This is a genomic window from Streptomyces sp. cg36 (assembly GCF_041080675.1).
Taxonomy (GTDB): Bacteria; Actinomycetota; Actinomycetes; order Streptomycetales; family Streptomycetaceae; genus Streptomyces.
In genome coordinates this window covers 3968062-3983313 of record NZ_CP163520.1, presented here as the reverse complement: position 1 = coordinate 3983313, position 15252 = coordinate 3968062, and the positions used below count along the sequence as shown (strand labels likewise).

General features: G+C 71.2%; 16 protein-coding genes. 7 read left to right on the top strand and 9 right to left on the bottom strand.

Annotated elements, in window-relative coordinates:
* Positions 1 to 125: 125 nt before the first annotated feature.
* Positions 126 to 1022, top strand: coding sequence for an LLM class flavin-dependent oxidoreductase (locus AB5J87_RS17775; protein WP_369377732.1), 897 nt, complete (start codon positions 126 to 128; stop codon positions 1020 to 1022).
* Between the two features lie 23 nt (positions 1023 to 1045).
* Here the strand turns inward: AB5J87_RS17775 and AB5J87_RS17770 are convergent, their stop codons facing one another.
* From AB5J87_RS17770 to AB5J87_RS17760, 3 genes are all read right to left on the bottom strand, one after another.
* Complete coding sequence (locus AB5J87_RS17770; protein WP_369377730.1) at positions 1046 to 1507, bottom strand: hypothetical protein; 462 nt, start codon at positions 1505 to 1507, stop codon at positions 1046 to 1048.
* A 63-nt stretch (positions 1508 to 1570) separates the two neighbouring features.
* Complete coding sequence (locus AB5J87_RS17765) at positions 1571 to 2143, bottom strand: RNA 2'-phosphotransferase (RefSeq protein WP_369377729.1); 573 nt, start codon at positions 2141 to 2143, stop codon at positions 1571 to 1573.
* Positions 2144 to 2207: 64 nt separating this feature from the next.
* Entirely contained in the window at positions 2208 to 2723 is a 516-nt protein-coding gene (locus AB5J87_RS17760; protein ID WP_369377728.1) for a PadR family transcriptional regulator, read from the bottom strand.
* A 110-nt stretch (positions 2724 to 2833) separates the two neighbouring features.
* Here AB5J87_RS17760 and AB5J87_RS17755 point away from each other — a divergent pair, with 110 nt between their 5' ends.
* Positions 2834 to 3406 carry a hypothetical protein gene (locus AB5J87_RS17755; protein ID WP_369377727.1) on the top strand — a complete coding sequence of 191 codons (573 nt, stop codon included), beginning with the start codon at positions 2834 to 2836 and terminating at the stop codon, positions 3404 to 3406.
* Between the two features lie 56 nt (positions 3407 to 3462).
* Here AB5J87_RS17755 and AB5J87_RS17750 read toward each other — a convergent pair whose 3' ends face one another.
* The 4 genes from AB5J87_RS17750 to AB5J87_RS17735 form a co-directional block, all read right to left on the bottom strand.
* Positions 3463 to 4383 (bottom strand): MerR family transcriptional regulator, encoded by a 921-nt coding sequence (locus AB5J87_RS17750; RefSeq protein WP_369383571.1) that lies wholly within the window; start codon positions 4381 to 4383, stop codon positions 3463 to 3465.
* 254 nt (positions 4384 to 4637) lie between these two features.
* Complete coding sequence (locus AB5J87_RS17745) at positions 4638 to 5561, bottom strand: metal-dependent hydrolase (RefSeq protein ID WP_369383570.1); 924 nt, start codon at positions 5559 to 5561, stop codon at positions 4638 to 4640.
* 2 nt (positions 5562 to 5563) lie between these two features.
* Complete coding sequence (locus tag AB5J87_RS17740) at positions 5564 to 7348, bottom strand: SDR family oxidoreductase (protein WP_369377726.1); 1785 nt, start codon at positions 7346 to 7348, stop codon at positions 5564 to 5566.
* Positions 7345 to 8193 (bottom strand): M24 family metallopeptidase, encoded by an 849-nt coding sequence (locus tag AB5J87_RS17735; protein ID WP_369377725.1) that lies wholly within the window; start codon positions 8191 to 8193, stop codon positions 7345 to 7347. The genes AB5J87_RS17740 and AB5J87_RS17735 overlap by 4 nt, the downstream gene beginning before the upstream one ends.
* Before the next feature lie 269 nt (positions 8194 to 8462).
* On the opposite strand from AB5J87_RS17735, the gene AB5J87_RS17730 reads away from it, so the two are divergent.
* The 5 genes from AB5J87_RS17730 (at position 8463) to AB5J87_RS17710 (ending at position 12839) form a co-directional block, all read left to right on the top strand.
* Positions 8463 to 9485 (top strand): ABC transporter ATP-binding protein, encoded by a 1023-nt coding sequence (locus tag AB5J87_RS17730; protein WP_369383569.1) that lies wholly within the window; start codon positions 8463 to 8465, stop codon positions 9483 to 9485.
* A 16-nt stretch (positions 9486 to 9501) separates the two neighbouring features.
* Positions 9502 to 10437: an ABC transporter permease gene (locus tag AB5J87_RS17725; RefSeq protein ID WP_369377724.1), complete on the top strand. Its 936-nt coding sequence runs from the start codon at positions 9502 to 9504 to the stop codon at positions 10435 to 10437.
* Positions 10434 to 11345 (top strand): ABC transporter ATP-binding protein, encoded by a 912-nt coding sequence (locus AB5J87_RS17720; RefSeq protein ID WP_369377723.1) that lies wholly within the window; start codon positions 10434 to 10436, stop codon positions 11343 to 11345. The genes AB5J87_RS17725 and AB5J87_RS17720 overlap by 4 nt, the downstream gene beginning before the upstream one ends.
* A gap of 17 nt (positions 11346 to 11362) precedes the next feature.
* Positions 11363 to 12082: an ABC transporter permease gene (locus tag AB5J87_RS17715; RefSeq protein ID WP_369377722.1), complete on the top strand. Its 720-nt coding sequence runs from the start codon at positions 11363 to 11365 to the stop codon at positions 12080 to 12082.
* Positions 12083 to 12167: 85 nt separating this feature from the next.
* Entirely contained in the window at positions 12168 to 12839 is a 672-nt protein-coding gene (locus AB5J87_RS17710; RefSeq protein ID WP_369377720.1) for a rhomboid-like protein, read from the top strand.
* Between the two features lie 120 nt (positions 12840 to 12959).
* On the opposite strand, the gene AB5J87_RS17705 is transcribed toward AB5J87_RS17710, so the two are convergent.
* Both AB5J87_RS17705 and serS read right to left on the bottom strand, forming a co-directional pair.
* Positions 12960 to 13781 carry an HAD family hydrolase gene (locus AB5J87_RS17705; protein ID WP_369377719.1) on the bottom strand — a complete coding sequence of 274 codons (822 nt, stop codon included), beginning with the start codon at positions 13779 to 13781 and terminating at the stop codon, positions 12960 to 12962.
* Positions 13778 to 15067, bottom strand: a complete 1290-nt coding sequence (serS, locus tag AB5J87_RS17700; protein ID WP_369377718.1) for a serine--tRNA ligase — start codon at positions 15065 to 15067, stop codon at positions 13778 to 13780. Before serS ends, AB5J87_RS17705 begins: the two co-directional genes overlap by 4 nt.
* Positions 15068 to 15252 lie beyond the last annotated feature (185 nt).

Genomic DNA, 15252 nt, shown 5'->3' with positions numbered 1-15252 from the left:
GTGCAGGGGAGCGCACATTTGAGTGCGCACGCCAGTGCGTACGGGGCGCAGGGGGCGCATGGGGGGGGATCGGTCTCAAGGGCACCGAGGCATGAGTGTCACAGCGAGCCGTTAGTGTCGTAGGCATGCGTCTGAGCACTGTGATTCTTCCGGTACGCCGCTGGCACGACGGCGGTCGCGACGAGTGGCTGCGCGCCGAGGAACTGGGCTTCCACACCGCGTACACCTACGACCACCTGTCCTGGCGGAGCTTCCGGGACGGGCCGTGGTTCGGCGCGGTGCCGACGCTGACCGCCGCTGCCGCCGCCACCTCGCGGATGCGGCTCGGCACCCTGGTCACGTCGCCGAACTTCCGGCATCCGGTGACCCTCGCCAAGGACCTGATCACGCTCGACGACGTGTCGGACGGCCGGATCACCCTGGGCATCGGCGCGGGCGGCAACGGCTTCGACGCCACCGCGCTGGGCCAGGAGGCATGGACGCCGCGCGAGCGGGCCGATCGCTTCGCCGAGTTCGTCGGCCTGCTCGACCGGCTGCTCACCGAACCGTCGGTGACCAGCGAGGGCGCCTTCTACTCGGCCAACGAGGCGCGTAACCTCCCGGGCTGCGTGCAGCGTCCCCGGGTGCCGTTCGCGGTGGCGGCGACCGGCCCGCGCGGGCTGAAGCTCGCGGCGCGGCACGGCCAGGCATGGGTCACGACGGGCGACCCGAAGCTCTTCGAGTCGGGCACGCCCGACCAGTCGGTCGAGGCGATCCGCGGCCAGCTCAAGAAGCTGGGCGAGGCGTGCGACGACCTCGGCCGCGACGCGGACGAGCTCGACAAGATCCTCCTCACCGGCTTCACCCCGGAGCCCGGACGGGTGCTGGAGTCGGTGGACTCCTTCGTGGACTTCGCGGGCCGCCACTTCGAGCTCGGCATCACGGAGATCGTGCTGCACGCGCCGATCCCCGACTCGGACTTCGCCGCCGACCCGAAGGTGTTCGAGCGCATCGCCACGGAGGGCCTGGCGCAGCTGCGCTGACGCCGCCGCGCGCGGGGGGCGGCTCAGCCCTTCGCGCGCACGCGCCCGCTCAGCCAGGGCGAGAGCATGCCGCCGAGCACGAGTTCCTTGTACGTCTCGTCGCCGGGCAGCGGCACGACCAGCCACCAGCCGGGCGGGAAGAAACGCCCCTTCACATACGCCAGTCCGCCGTAGACCGAGCGCAGGAACGCGGGAACCGAGTCGCGCGGCAGATCGTTGAACTCCACGCCGTCCACGGTCACCTTCGCGTCGTCCTCCGCGAAGACCTGGACGGTCACGGCGGGCGAACCACCCAGCTCGACGAACGCCTCGTGCGGCAGCGAGCCGTCCGGATCCAGCACCGCGAACGCGTCGGCCGAACCGCGTCGCGAGGAGCGGTCGGCGCCGATGTCGTCGGTCACCTCGACGACGAGGTCGTGCGCGCGGGCGATCTCACGGATCGCGGTGACGACGCTCTCGGTGGTGGGCAGATGCGGCTGGGCCATGCCGTCGATCATGGCACCCGGCAGGGGCGGACGCCCGACCGGCTCGCTCTGTCCGGGGTCCGATCAGCCGGGAAACCGCAGGTGGCGCGGTGGTACGGAGTCGGTGAGCCACACGCCGTTGGCGCTGAGCCGGAAGACATGGCCGTCGCGGCGCATCGCCGCCGCGTCCACGCTCAGAACGACGGGCCGTCCGCGCCGGGCGCCCACCCGGGCCGCCGTCTCCCGGTCGGCCGAGAGGTGCACATGGTGGCGGGCCATGGGGCGCAGGCCCTCGGCCCGGATCGCGTCCAGGGCGCGGGGCACGGTGCCGTGGTAGAGGTACGCGGGAGGTTCGGCGGCCGGAAGGTCCAGGTCGACCTCGACGGTGTGCCCCTGGCTGGCCCGGATCCGGCCGCCCTCGACCGCGAAGCGGCGCTTGTCGTTGACCGCGACGACGTGGTCGAGCTCGGCGCGGGTGATCCGGAAGCGGTGTTCGGCCGCCGCCCTCAGCAGGGTGTCGATCTCCACCCAGCCGTTCGCGTCCAGGGTGATCCCGATGCGTTCCGGCTGGTGGCGCAGATGCTTCGACAGGTATTTGGATACCTTGACGGTGCGTCGGTCATCGACGGCGCCGTGGTCGTCCGGTGGTTCGGCCATGCCGCCAGAGTGCCCGGCCGGGACGGCCCGGGCACCCCGTTTTTCCGCAACGGCGGCCGGTGGATCACGGTTTGAGCTGCTCGGCGGCCCAGCGGGCCCACTCCTCGTGCATCGCGCTGAGCCGCTTGCCGTACTCCAGGGCCAGTCGGCCATGGACCGACAGCGGGGCGTCGTCCCATTCGATCGAGGCTTCCGCCTGCTCCAGCCCGGCGAGCTGGTGCGCCGAGCGCTCGGCCTCGGTGAGCAGATATGTGCGCGCCTCGAGCCGGGTGAGGGTGCCGAGGAAGAAGACCCGGAGCAGCGAGTCGCTCCGGCGGGCCCGGGACGGCTCGGTCTGGGTGAGCCAGTGGTGCAGTTCGCCGCGGCCCTGCTCGGTGATGGCGTACTCCTTGCGGCCGCGCGGCCCCTCGGAGGCGACCTCGACCATGCCGGAGTCGGCGAGCTTGCCCAGCTCGCCGTAGACCTGGCTCTGGGTGGCCGACCACACGTGGGAGAGGGAGGTCTCGAAGAGTTTCATCAGGTCGTAGCCGCTGGCCGGCTTGTCGGCCAGCAGGCCCAGGACCGCGTGACGGAGGCTCATGTCCCTCACTTTACCTTCCACTCTTGACACGTCAATCAAAGAACCTCTACTTTTGACATGTCGAAGTTGGAATGTGGAGCGGGCGAGAGCCCGGTACGAGGGGGACTTCCATGAACTACCTGCGCGGATTCATCCCGTGGATCGTCTTCGCCGCCGTCGGCGCGTCGTACTGGCAATGGGGGGCGCTCTGCGCGCTGGCGACCGGGGCCTGGCTCCTCCACAGCGACCGCAAGCGGGGGGCCTTGGCCGAATCGCAGGTCCTGGAGCGGTCCACGATCGCCTTCTTCGCGATACTGGGCGCGGTGGCCTTCGCGGCGCCGGACAGCGGCCTGCGGGAGTACGGCGGGGCGCTGGCCACCGGCTGGCTGGCCCTGACGGCCTGGGCGACGCTGGCCGTGCGGCGGCCCTTCACCACCGCGATAGCCAAGCGGCAGGCGCCGCGCGAGATGTGGAACCACCCGGTCTTCCTCCGGATCAACGTGGTGCTCACCGCCGCTTGGGCCGCCGCTTTCACGATCACCGCCGTCGGTCTCGCCCTCGTCCACGCGGAGGCGCTGGGCGGCACGGCCGAGGTGGCCGTGCAGGCCGCCGGGTTCGCGGTCCCGGCGCTCATCACCACCCGCTACCCCGAGCGCGCCCGCCGCGCCGCCCAGTCCGCCAAGGTGACCGCAATCACGTGCTAATGACGGTCAGTTAGGTTTGATCCACAGGCAAGTGCGGTTATCCACAGGCTCTGTGGCTATTCTGTGGACAACGGACGGCTCGAGAGGGCGTCCAACGTACGGGTCTGGACCTCCCGTTCGGCGGCTGCCGAGATGAACGCGGCGACATGCTCGGCGCCGACCAGCTCCTGGACCGCCCGGACCGTGTCCGCGGGAAGGGCGACCGGTCGGGGCTCGGGGTCCTCCGAGGCGCCGGCTGCCGAAGTGCCCAGATGGCGCTGGAGGTGCCGGGTGGCGAACAGGCGCATCGCACGGGCGAGTTCGGCGTCCACCGTCTGCTGGGCCAGGGGCCGCAGTCGGCGCACCAGACCGGCTGCCTCGGCGGCCTCCGCGTCGGTCGGCGGACGGTGGCCCAGATAGCGGGCGAAGACGTGCTCGGTGGTGAAGTCCAGGAAACGGGCCGCGATGTGCTCCACCTGGCCGCGCAGTTCGCGCAGATGGCCGGAGATCGCGTCCAGGGGGACACCGGCCGCGTAGAGCTCGGCGGCCACCGCGAGCTCCTGGGGGCTGGGGACGAGGAACTCGCGGTCATTGCCGGGGATGCGCTCCAGGATGCCCAGTTCGACGGCGTCGGCCACGGCCTCCTCGTCGGGCTCGCCGCCGAAGGTGGCGTCGAGATCGTCCCGGGAGATCCGGGCGGCCTCCTCGTCGGTCCAGGGGCCGCTGACCTCGGCGACCAGGCCGAGCACCCCGCCCAGGCCGCGGCCCGCGTCCCAGGCTTCGAGGAGCTCCTTGATGGAGGCCAGGGTGTAGCCGCGGTCGAGCAGATCGGCGATCTGGCGCAGCCGGGCCAGATGGGTGTCGCCGTAGACGTTGGACCGGCCGCGGCGTTCGGGCCGGGGCAGCAGCCCCCGGTCCTGGTAGGCCCGGATCGTACGGACCGTGGCGCCGCTCGCATGGGCGAGATCCTCGATGCGGTACTCGGCGGAAGGAGGCAGGGATGAGGAAGTCTGTGCCTGGAACGGCTGCTGCCCAGCCGCACCGGACACCGGCTGCTGGGCCGCTCCCGGGCCCGAAGTCGGGGCGGGGCCCGAAGCCGGGGCCTGGGTCCGGGCCGAAGGGGGGCCTGGCATCGGGTCGGAGGCCGGGCCCGCCGGTGCGGCGGTCAGCCGGATCGCCGGTTCGGCCGGTGGGCGAAGTGATGTCACCGACGACTGTGAAGCTGCTGGCTGCCCGGACAAACCGTCTCCCTCTACCCCAGGGCGGCGCGGCCCACCGCACCCGCTGCCGCACGGGCCGCCGGCGAGGTCGCGAGATAGTCGACGGCCTTGCGCAGGGAGCCCTCCTGCGAGGGATGGTACGACCGACGGATGTAGCGGGGTATGGCCGCGCCGAGCTCCTTCCAGCTGGGCAGCAGTCCGCGCCGCACCGCCCGGTTGTGCTCGCGCAGCGAGTAGCGCAGCCGTCCCGCGAGCCGGGGGTCGTTGCGGATCAGATACGAGGCACCCCAGGCCCAGAGCCAGAGCAGTACGGGAGCGACCACGGCCATGCCCTCGATCCGGCGGGCGTAGCGGGGCAGTCCTTCCCCGCCGCAGTGCTGGTACATGTCGAAGGCGACGGCGCGGTGCTCGACCTCCTCCGCGCCGTGCCAGCGCAGCAGGTCGAGCATGATCGGGTCGCACTCGGCCCGGTCGAGCGCCTCGGCGTGCAGCACCCAGTCGCCCAGGACCGCCGTGAACTGCTCGATCGCGGCGATCAGGGAGAGCCGGAAGCGCAGCCACTCCTGGGTGGGGACCGGGGCGCCGAACGGGGGGCGCTCGCCGAGGAGTTTGTCGAAGAGGAAGTCGACGTGGCGGGTGTAGGCGGCGGTGTCGAGGCGCTGCTCGGCCAGGTGGTCGAGGACATGGGCGTGCTGGACGCTGTGGGTGGCCTCCTGGCCCATGAAGCCCTTGACGTCCTTGAGCAGCACCGGATCGGTGACCAGGGGAAGGGCTTCCTTGAAGACCTTCACGAACCACCGCTCGCCCGCCGGGAGCAGCAGGTGCAGCACATTGATGACATGGGTGGCGGTGGGCTCGTCCGGTATCCAGTGGAGGGGGGTCTCGTGCCAGTCGAAGGAGACCCGGCGCGGGGTGATCCGGTAGTGGTCGGGGCCCACGCCGTCCCGGCGCTCCATGCTCACAGCGGTGGCTCCATTCGGGCTATCGCCCGCAGGGTGCGGGGGGTGAAGCGGGACATCAGGAGGGCGCCCCGGGCCTCGGGGGTCACCGGGACCACGGCCTGGTTCTTGACCACGGCGCGCAGGATCGCGGAAGCGACCTTCTCCGGCGGGAAGTTGCGCAGGCCGTAGAGGCGGGCGGACCTCTTCTGGCGGCGCTTCTCCTCGGCCTCGTCGACCCCGGCGAAGCGGGCGGTGGAGGTGATGTTGGTGTTGACGATGCCCGGGCAGATCGCGCTGACGCCGATGCCCTGGCCGGCCAGCTCGGCGCGCAGGCACTCGCTGAGCATCAGGACGGCGGCCTTGGTGGTGGCGTACGCGGGCAGTGCCTTGGAGGGCTGGAAGGCGGCGGCGGAGGCCGTGTTGACGATGTGGCCGCCCTGGCCGCGCGCGGCCATCTGCTTGCCGAAGACGCGGCAGCCGTGGATGACGCCCCAGAGGTTGACGTCGAGGACCTTCTTCCAGTCCTCGGTGGTGGTGTCGAGGAAGGAGCCGGACAGACCGATCCCGGCGTTGTTCACCAGGACGTCGACCACTCCGTGTTCGGCGGCGACCTTCTCGGCGAGCTTCTCCATCGCCTGCTCGTCACCGACGTCGACCGTCTCGGCCCAGGCACCGGGGGCGCCGATGAGCCGGGACATGTCGGCGGTCCGGGCCGCCCCCTCCGCGTCCCGGTCCACCGCGACGATCCGCGCCCCGGCCTCGGCGAACGCGAACGCGGTGGCCCGGCCGATGCCGCTGGCGGCGCCGGTGACCAGGACCAGCTGGCCGGCGAAGCGGTCCGCGTACGGGCCGGTGGCGACGGTGTCCTTGGCGCTGACGCCGTCCTCGTTGGCGGTGATGAACTCGGTGATCCAGTCGGCCAGCCGGTCCGGGCGGGTGCGGGGGATCCAGTGCTTGGCCGGCAGGGTGCGGCGGACCAGCTGCGGCGCCCAGCGCTCCAGGTCGTCGTAGAGCCGCTCGGAGAGGAAGGCGTCGCCGGTGGGGGTGATCAGCTGGACCGGGGCGTGCGCGTACGCGTCGGCGCGCGGGCGGCGCAGCCGGGCGCGCACGTTGTCGCGGTAGAGCCAGGCGCCGTGCGCCGCGTCCTGGGGCAGGGACGCCGTGGGGTAGTCGCCGGCCGGGACCTTCTCGACCCGCTCCAGGATCGCGGGCCACCGCTTGGCGAGCGGGCCGCGCCAGGCGAGCTCGGGCAGGACGGGGGTGTGGAGCATGTAGACGTACCAGGACTTGGCGCCCTGGCCGAGCAACTGGCCCACCCGGCGGGGGGTGGGGCGGGTCATCCGGCTCTTGATCCAGTGCCCGAAGTGGTCGAGGGAGGGGCCGGACATCGAGGTGAAGGAGGCGATGCGGCCCTCGGTGCGCTTGACGGTGACGAACTCCCAGGACTGCACCGATCCCCAGTCGTGGCCGACCAGGTGCACCGGCCGCCCGGGGCTCACCGCGTCGATCACCGCCAGGAAGTCGTCGGTCAGCTTCTCCAGGGTGAAGCCGCCGCGCAGCGGGGCCGGGGCGGTCGAGCGGCCGTGGCCCCGGACGTCGTACAGGACGACGTGGAAGCGCTCGGCCAGCCGGGACGCGACGTCGGACCACACCTCCTTGCTGTCCGGGTAGCCGTGCACCAGCACCACGGTCGGCTGCTGCGGGTCGCCGAGTTCGGCGACGCAGAGCTCGATCCCTCCCGTACGCACCCAGCGCTCGCGCGCGCCCTCGATTCCGCCGCCCACCCGGTCCTCCACGCTCACGCCGTCTTCTCCTCGGCCCAGCGCCGCACATGCGGCAGGTCGTCGTCCAGCCAGAACGCGCTCTGCTCGGGGTCCTTGGAGTCGGTGACGACCAGGATCTCCTCGAACTTCGCGCCCGTACCCCGGAAGCCGAGGTGCGGCTCGACCGCCCAGAGCCCCGGCTGGGGCGGGTGGTCGGAGAACTTGTAGGGGCTCCACAGCGGGGACCAGCCGTCCCGGTGGCCGTGCAGCGCGTCGCTCGCCAGACCCTTGAGCGCCTGGGTGCCGAACCCGAACACGTTCGGTGACCAGCGGCGCTCCTTGACCTGGTCGATCTTGTGGGCGATCACGCCGAACGGATAGGCGCGGTGCCGGTTCGCGTAGCCCTGGCGGACCATGAGGCGCTCCACGTCCTCGTAGATCTCGCGCAGCGGGCGGCGCTCGCGGACCTCGCGCAGGATGAGCGCGCGGTGCGCCTCCAGATCGGCGAGGAGCCGGTCGTGGACCGGGTTCAGGCCCAGACAGCCCGAGTAGCCGATGTCGGCGGTGAAGCCCTTGTAGACCGGGGCCATGTCGAGGATGAACGGCATCCCCGGCTCCAGCCGCCGGTTGGTGGGGAAGAACTGGAGCGGGACGCGGAAGTTCACGAACGCCGTCCGGTCGCCGAACCAGGCGAACGGCAGATGGAACCAGTCCCGCACCCCGCGCCCGCGCAGCCAGTCCCGCTGCATCCGGGCCGCCTCGCGCTCCGTCACACCCGGCTTGAGCTGGGCCGCGACGGCTTCCGCGCACTCGTACGCGAGAGACTGCACTTCCCTGAACCCGCTGAGCCGCGCGTCGAGTTCAGCCTTGACCGCCGTTGGCATCGCGCCACACCCCTGTCGCCGTACGCGTGCGTAACTTGACACTGATGAATGTGACAATGCCCGGCGGCTACGTCAAGGGCTGTGCGCATCCCTGTGGACGGCGAAGAGGATGTGGACAACTCCGTGGCCCGGTCGGGCGAGCGTCTCGGGGTTCTCTCAGCCTCGCGTAGGGGTTCTCCTACGGGGGCGTACCTCTGGAGTCGGACACGGATCCAGCCGCCTGGTCTGACGATCCGTGTGGTCTGCGCCACTACCGTCGAAGTGTGAATGTGATCGCGACCGAAAGCCTGAGCAAGCGGTTCCCCCGGGTGACCGCGCTTGACCGGCTCTCCCTGGACATCGGGCCCGGTGTGACCGGCCTGGTGGGTGCCAACGGAGCCGGCAAGTCGACGTTGATCAAGATCCTCCTCGGCCTCTCCCCGGCCACGGAGGGCAGGGCCGCGGTGCTCGGCCTCGACGTCGCCACCAGCGGCGGCGCGATCCGGGAGCGCGTCGGCTACATGCCGGAGCACGACTGCCTGCCGCCCGACGTCTCGGCCACCGAGTTCGTCGTGCACATGGCGCGCATGTCGGGCCTGCCGGTGACCGCCGCCCGCGAGCGCACCGCCGACACCCTGCGCCACGTCGGGCTCTACGAGGAGCGCTACCGCCCCATCGGCGGCTACTCGACCGGTATGAAGCAGCGGGTCAAGCTGGCCCAGGCGCTCGTGCACGACCCCCAGCTGGTCCTGCTCGACGAGCCCACCAACGGCCTCGACCCGGTCGGCCGCGACGAGATGCTCGGCCTGATCCGCCGCATCCACACCGACTTCGGCATCTCGGTCCTGGTCACCTCGCACCTCTTGGGCGAGCTGGAGCGCACCTGCGACCACGTGGTGGTCATCGACGGCGGCACCCTGCTGCGGTCCAGCTCCACCAGTGACTTCACCCAGACCACCACGACCCTCGCGGTCGAGGTCACCGACTCCGACACGCACCCCGACGGCACCGGCGCCCTGCGCGACGCGCTCGCCGCCGCCGGAATCACGCTCCACGCGGGCGTGGAGGAGGGTCTGCCGGGCGCCGGTCACATCCTGCTCGTGGAGGCGGCGGGCGAGGAGACGTACGACGTGGTGCGCGACACCGTCGCCGGGCTCGGGCTCGGCCTCGTACGGATGGAGCAGCGCCGCCACCACATCGCGGAGGTCTTCACGACCCCGGCGCAGGCCGCGGAGCCGGTCTCCGAGCGCGCCGCCGCCTGGGCGGCGACCGCCGCCGCGCGGGAGAACGGAGGCGGCAGCCATGGCAGCTGAGGCAGCAGGGACCGGAATGACACAGAACCAGATCGGCCAGCGCCCGACGGCCCAGAGCCCGGTGGCCCAGAGCCCGGTGGCCCAGACCCGGATCCACAACATCGGCTACCGCGGCTACGACGGGGCGCGACTGGGCCGGGCGTACGCACGGCGCTCGCTGTTCTCGCAGTCGCTGCGCGGCGCGTTCGGACTGGGCCGCAGCGCCAAGTCCAAGGTGCTGCCGATGCTGCTCCTGACGGTGATGTGCCTGCCCGCGGCCATCATGGTCGCGGTCGCCATCGCCACCAAGGCCAACGACCTGCCGGTGGACTACACGCGCAACGCGATCCTGATGCAGGCCGTCATCGGACTCTTCATCGCCGCGCAGGCCCCCCAGACGGTCTCGCGCGACCTGCGCTTCCGCACGGTGCCGCTGTACTTCTCGCGGCCCATCGAGCGGGTGGACTACGTGCTCGCCAAGTTCGCGGCGATGGCCTCGGCGCTCTTCATCATCACCGCGGCGCCGCTGATCGTCCTGTACGCGGGCGCGCTGCTCGCCAAACTCGACTTCGCGGACCAGACCAAGGGGTTCGCACAGGGACTGGTCTCGGTGGCTCTGCTCTCGCTGCTGTTCGCCGGCATCGGCCTGGTGGTCTCGGCGCTCACCCCGCGCCGCGGCTTCGGCGTCGCCGCCGTCATCGCCGTACTGACCATCACGTACGGGGCGGTCTCCGCGGTCCAGGGCGTGGCCTTCGACCAGCAGTCCACCGGGGCCATCAAGTGGTTCGGGCTCTTCTCCCCCATCACCCTCGTCGACGGGGTGCAGACCGCCTTCCTCGGCGCCACCTCCGCCTTCCCGGGCCGCGCGGGTCCGGGCGCGGGCGTCGGCGTGGTGTACCTGCTCGTCGTCCTCGCGCTGATCGCCGGCTCGTACGCCGTGCTGATGCGCCGCTACCGGAAGGTCGGGCTGTGACGACCATCGACATCGACCACACCTCCCGCTGGTTCGGCAACGTGGTGGCCGTCAACGACGTCACCATGTCGATCGGCCCCGGGGTGACCGGACTGCTCGGCCCCAACGGCGCCGGGAAGTCCACGCTCATCAACATGATGGGTGGTTTCCTCGCCCCCTCGACGGGAAGCGTGACGCTCGACGGGCGCCCCATCTGGCGCAACGAGGAGGTCTACCGCCAGATCGGCATCGTTCCCGAGCGCGAGGCGATGTACGACTTCCTGACCGGCCGCGAGTTCGTCGTCGCCAACGCCGAGCTGCACGGCCTGGGGGCGAAGGAGGCCCAGCGGGCGCTCGCCACGGTCGAGATGGAGTACGCCCAGGACCGCAAGATCCAGACGTACAGCAAGGGCATGCGCCAGCGCGTGAAGATGGCGTCCGCGCTGGTCCACGAGCCGTCGGTGCTGCTGCTCGACGAGCCGTTCAACGGCATGGACCCGCGCCAGCGCATGCAGCTGATGGAGCTGCTGCGGCGGATGGGCGCCGAGGGCCGCACGGTCCTGTTCTCGTCCCACATCCTCGAAGAGGTCGAGCAGCTCGCCGCGCACATCGAGGTGATCGTGGCCGGACGCCACGCGGCGAGCGGCGACTTCCGCAAGATCCGCCGGCTGATGACGGACCGCCCGCACCGCTATCTGATCCGCTCCAGCGACGACCGCGCGCTCGCCGCCGCGCTGATCGCCGACCCGTCGACGGCGGGGATCGAGGTCGACCTCAAGGAGGGCGCGCTGCGCGTCCAGGCGGTCGACTTCGGGCGGTTCACGACGCTGCTCCCGCAGGTCGCCAAGGCCCACGGGATCCGTCTGCTGGCGGTCTCGCCGTCCGACGAGTCGCTGGAATCCGTCTTCTCCTACCTCGTAGCGGCCTGAAAGGAGCTGTGAGCGTCATGTACAACCCCACAGTCGCCCGGCTCACCTACCGGGCCCTGCTCGGCCGCCGCCGGGCCGCGATCCTCTGTGTGCTGCCGGTGCTGCTGATCGTCATCGCCGCGGCGGTACGGTCCTTCAGCGGCGCCGACGACCAGGTGGCCGCCAATCTGCTCGGCGGGTTCGCGCTGGCCACGATGGTGCCGCTGATCGGCGTCATCGCGGGCACCGGCGCCATCGGGCCCGAGATCGACGACGGCTCGATCGTCTATCTGCTGGCCAAGCCGGTGAAACGGCCGACGATCATCTTCACCAAGCTGATCGTGGCGATCGCGGTGACCATGGTCTTCTCGGCCGTGCCGACCTTCGTCGCCGGAATGATCCTCAACGGCAACGGTCAGCAGATCGCGATCGCCTACACGGTCGCCGCCCTGGTCGCCTCCATCGCGTACGCGGCGGTCTTCCTGCTCCTCGGCACGGTCACCCGGCACGCCGTGGTCTTCGGCCTGGTCTACGCGCTGGTCTGGGAGAGCCTGTTCGGCAACCTGGTCCCGGGCGCGCGCACCCTGAGCGTGCAGCAGTGGTCGCTGGCCCTCGCCGAGCGGATCGGCACCAACGGCTTCATCACCTCGGACGTGGGCCTGCCGGCGGCGGTCGTGCTGCTGACGGCGGTCACGGTGCTGGCGACCTGGTACGCGGGCCAGAAGCTGCGCACGCTGAAGCTGGCCGGGGAGGAGTGACCCCGGGCAGCGCCCGAGGGGGAGGCGTCACCCGCGTGCGACCCGGGCGGCGGCCCTGCGGCCCCGCCCGGGTCATCATCGGAGGATGACGACGCTTCACGGCGGCACCCGGCGGGCGCCCGAGCCGGCCCGCCCGGTGCGGGCCTGGGTGCTCTCCTCGCCGGGGACGCACATCTGGCTGCTGGTCATCGCGGTGACCAGCACCGTCATCGAGCTGTCCAGCCAGGGGCTGGAGCACTATCTGCTGCACCGCAACAGCAGCAACATCCACGAGCTCACCAAGCACCCCGCCCAGTCGCTGTTCACCAGCGCCTTCTGGATCGAGAACCCGTCCTCGTTCCTGCTCTACTTCGTCCTCTTCGAGGTGGTCCACGCGCCCGTGGAGCGCTGGATCGGCACCCTGCGCTGGATGGTGGCGGTGGCCGTCGCGCACGTCTCGGCCACGCTGATCAGCCAGGAGATGGTGCTGCTGAGCATCCGCGACCACGAGGTGCCCAAGCGGATGGCGCACGTGGTGGACATCGGGGTCAGCTACGGCCTCGCCGCCTCCGCGGGGCTGCTCGTCTACCGGCTGCCGCGGCCGTGGCGGTGGCTCTACCTCGCGTGCGTGGTCGCGTTCTTCGGGGTCCCGCTGCTGACCGGGGGCACGTTCACCGATGTCGGCCATGGCGTCTCGCTGGCCATCGGGCTGGCCTGCTGGCCGCTGACCAGGGGAAAACCAGTGGCTCCGAACGGGTCTGCGGGGCACAGTGGTTGAGGGCCCCGGGGCCGACCGTTTCGAGCGCGCCACGGCGCGGGTCGCCCCCGGGACACGGGGATCGGTAAGGGGCGTCCACCCATGGCGGACGCCCCTTACTCTCCGGCTCTCCGGTACGCCCTAGGCGCCCAGAAGCTGCTCCAGCACCACGGCGATGCCGTCGTCCTCGTTGGACGCCGTGATCTCGTGGGCGACGGCCTTCAGCTCGTCATGGGCGTTGGCCATGGCCACGCCGTGCTGCGCCCAGCCGAACATCGGGATGTCGTTGGGCATGTCGCCGAAGGCGATCGTGTCGGCGGCGCGGCAGCCCAGCCGGCGCGCCGCCAGCGAAAGGCCGGTCGCCTTGCTCAGACCCAGCGGAAGCAGCTCCACCACGCCCTCGCCCGCCATCACCACGTCCACCAGGCTGCCGACCACCTGGCGCGCGATCCGCGCCAGCGCGTCGTCGCCCAGCCCCGGGTGCTGTATGTAGACCTTGTTGAGCGGGGCCGCCCACAACTCGGTGATCTCGTCGAAGTGCACATACGGCAGCGGGCCCTCCTGGACCCGGTAGCCGGGGCCCACGAGCACCTCGCCGTCCAGCCCGTCACGGCTCGCCGCCAGCGCCAGCGGGCCGACCTCGGCCTCTATCTTGGCCAGCGCCAGCCCCGCCAGCTGGCGGTCGAGGGTGACCGAGGTCAGCAGCCGGTGCTCGCCGGCGTGGTAGACCTGCGCGCCCTGGCCGCACACCGCGAGCCCCTGGTAACCCAGGTCGTCGAGGATGTGCCGGGTCCAGGGCACGGCCCGGCCGGTGACGACGATGTGGGCGGCGCCCGCCGCCGTGGCGGCGGCGAGCGCGGCCCGGGTGCGCTCCGAGACGGTGTCGTCGGAGCGCAGCAGCGTCCCGTCCAGATCCGTCGCGATCAGCTTGTACGGGAACGGGCTCCCCGGGGTGGTGCTCACTTGGCGATGGGCTCCAGGACCTCGCGACCGCCCAGGTAGGGGCGGAGCACGGCCGGGACCCGCACGGAGCCGTCGGCCTGCTGGTGGTTCTCCAGGATCGCCACGATCGTGCGCGGCACCGCGCAGAGCGTGCCGTTCAGCGTCGCCAGCGGCTGGACCTTGCTCTTGCCCTCGACGGTCTCCCGCATGCGGACGGAGAGGCGGCGCGCCTGGAAGCCGTCGCAGTTGGAGGCCGAGGTCAGCTCGCGGTACTTGCCCTGGGTGGGGATCCACGCCTCGCAGTCGTACTTGCGCGAGGCCGAGGCGCCGAGGTCGCCGGTGGCCACGTCGATCACCTGGAACGGCAGCTCAAGACCGGTCAGCCACTGCTTCTCCCAGTCCAGGAGCCGCTTGTGCTCGGCCTCGGCGTCGTCCGGGTGGACGTACGAGAACATCTCGACCTTGTCGAACTGGTGCACCCGGAAGATGCCCCGGGTGTCCTTGCCGTACGTACCGGCCTCGCGGCGGAAGCACGGCGAGAAGCCCGCGTAGCGCAGCGGCAGCTTCTCCGCGTCGATGATCTCGTCCATGTGGTAGGCCGCGAGCGGGACCTCGGAGGTGCCGACCAGGTAGTAGTCGTCCTTCTCCAGGTGGTACACGTTCTCGGCGGCCTGGCCGAGGAAGCCGGTGCCCTCCATGGCGCGCGGGCGGACCAGCGCCGGAGTGAGCATCGGGATGAAGCCGGCCTCGGTGGCCTGCGCGATCGCCGCGTTGACCAGGGCGAGCTCCAGGAGCGCGCCGACGCCGGTGAGGTAGTAGAAGCGCGAGCCGGAGACCTTGGCGCCGCGCTCGACGTCGATGGCGCCCAGCGCCTCGCCGAGCTCCAGGTGGTCCTTGGGCTCGAAGCCCTCGGCCGCGAAGTCGCGGACGGTGCCGTGCGTCTCCAGGACGACGAAGTCCTCCTCGCCGCCGACCGGCACGTCCGCCTGGACGATGTTGCCGAGCTGGAGCAGCAGCCGCTTGGCGGTCTCGTCCGCCTCGTTCTGCTCGGCCTCGGCGTTCTTCACGTCGGTCTTGAGCTGCTCGGCCTTCTTCAGGAGCTCGGCGCGCTCCTCCGGCGTGGCCTTGGGGATGAGCTTGCCGAGCGCCTTCTGCTCGGAGCGCAGCTCGTCGAAACGGAGGCCGGACGACCTGCGCCGCTCATCGGCTGAGAGCAGGGCGTCGACGAGCTCGACGTCCTCTCCACGGGCGCGCTGGGAGGCGCGAACACGGTCGGGGTCCTCACGGAGCAGGCGAAGGTCAATCACCCCTCCAGGCTACCGGTGCGGATCCCTGGCACCCCACCGGATATCACCCGCACGCTCCTTCCGCGTGTCGCTTTGCCCGAATTGACCGTATTGAGAAATGTGGTGGGGGAATTCCGGGGCGGCCGTCAATAAGGCCCGTGCTTTTCCCCTGGAAAGGGGTGTTTTCCGGACTCCCCTTGACCGGA

Bases quoted from the DNA above. Each gene is read 5' to 3' on its own strand.
- AB5J87_RS17775 (WP_369377732.1), top strand. From the start codon at position 126: ATGCGTCTGAGCACTGTGATTCTTCCGGTACGCCGCTGGCACGACGGC.
- AB5J87_RS17770 (WP_369377730.1), bottom strand. From the start codon at position 1,507: ATGGCCCAGCCGCATCTGCCCACCACCGAGAGCGTCGTCACCGCGATC.
- AB5J87_RS17765 (WP_369377729.1), bottom strand. From the start codon at position 2,143: ATGGCCGAACCACCGGACGACCACGGCGCCGTCGATGACCGACGCACC.
- AB5J87_RS17760 (WP_369377728.1), bottom strand. From the start codon at position 2,723: ATGAGCCTCCGTCACGCGGTCCTGGGCCTGCTGGCCGACAAGCCGGCC.
- AB5J87_RS17755 (WP_369377727.1), top strand. From the start codon at position 2,834: ATGAACTACCTGCGCGGATTCATCCCGTGGATCGTCTTCGCCGCCGTC.
- AB5J87_RS17745 (WP_369383570.1), bottom strand. From the start codon at position 5,561: ATGGAGCGCCGGGACGGCGTGGGCCCCGACCACTACCGGATCACCCCG.
- AB5J87_RS17735 (WP_369377725.1), bottom strand. From the start codon at position 8,193: ATGCCAACGGCGGTCAAGGCTGAACTCGACGCGCGGCTCAGCGGGTTC.
- AB5J87_RS17725 (WP_369377724.1), top strand. From the start codon at position 9,502: ATGACACAGAACCAGATCGGCCAGCGCCCGACGGCCCAGAGCCCGGTG.
- AB5J87_RS17715 (WP_369377722.1), top strand. From the start codon at position 11,363: ATGTACAACCCCACAGTCGCCCGGCTCACCTACCGGGCCCTGCTCGGC.
- AB5J87_RS17710 (WP_369377720.1), top strand. From the start codon at position 12,168: ATGACGACGCTTCACGGCGGCACCCGGCGGGCGCCCGAGCCGGCCCGC.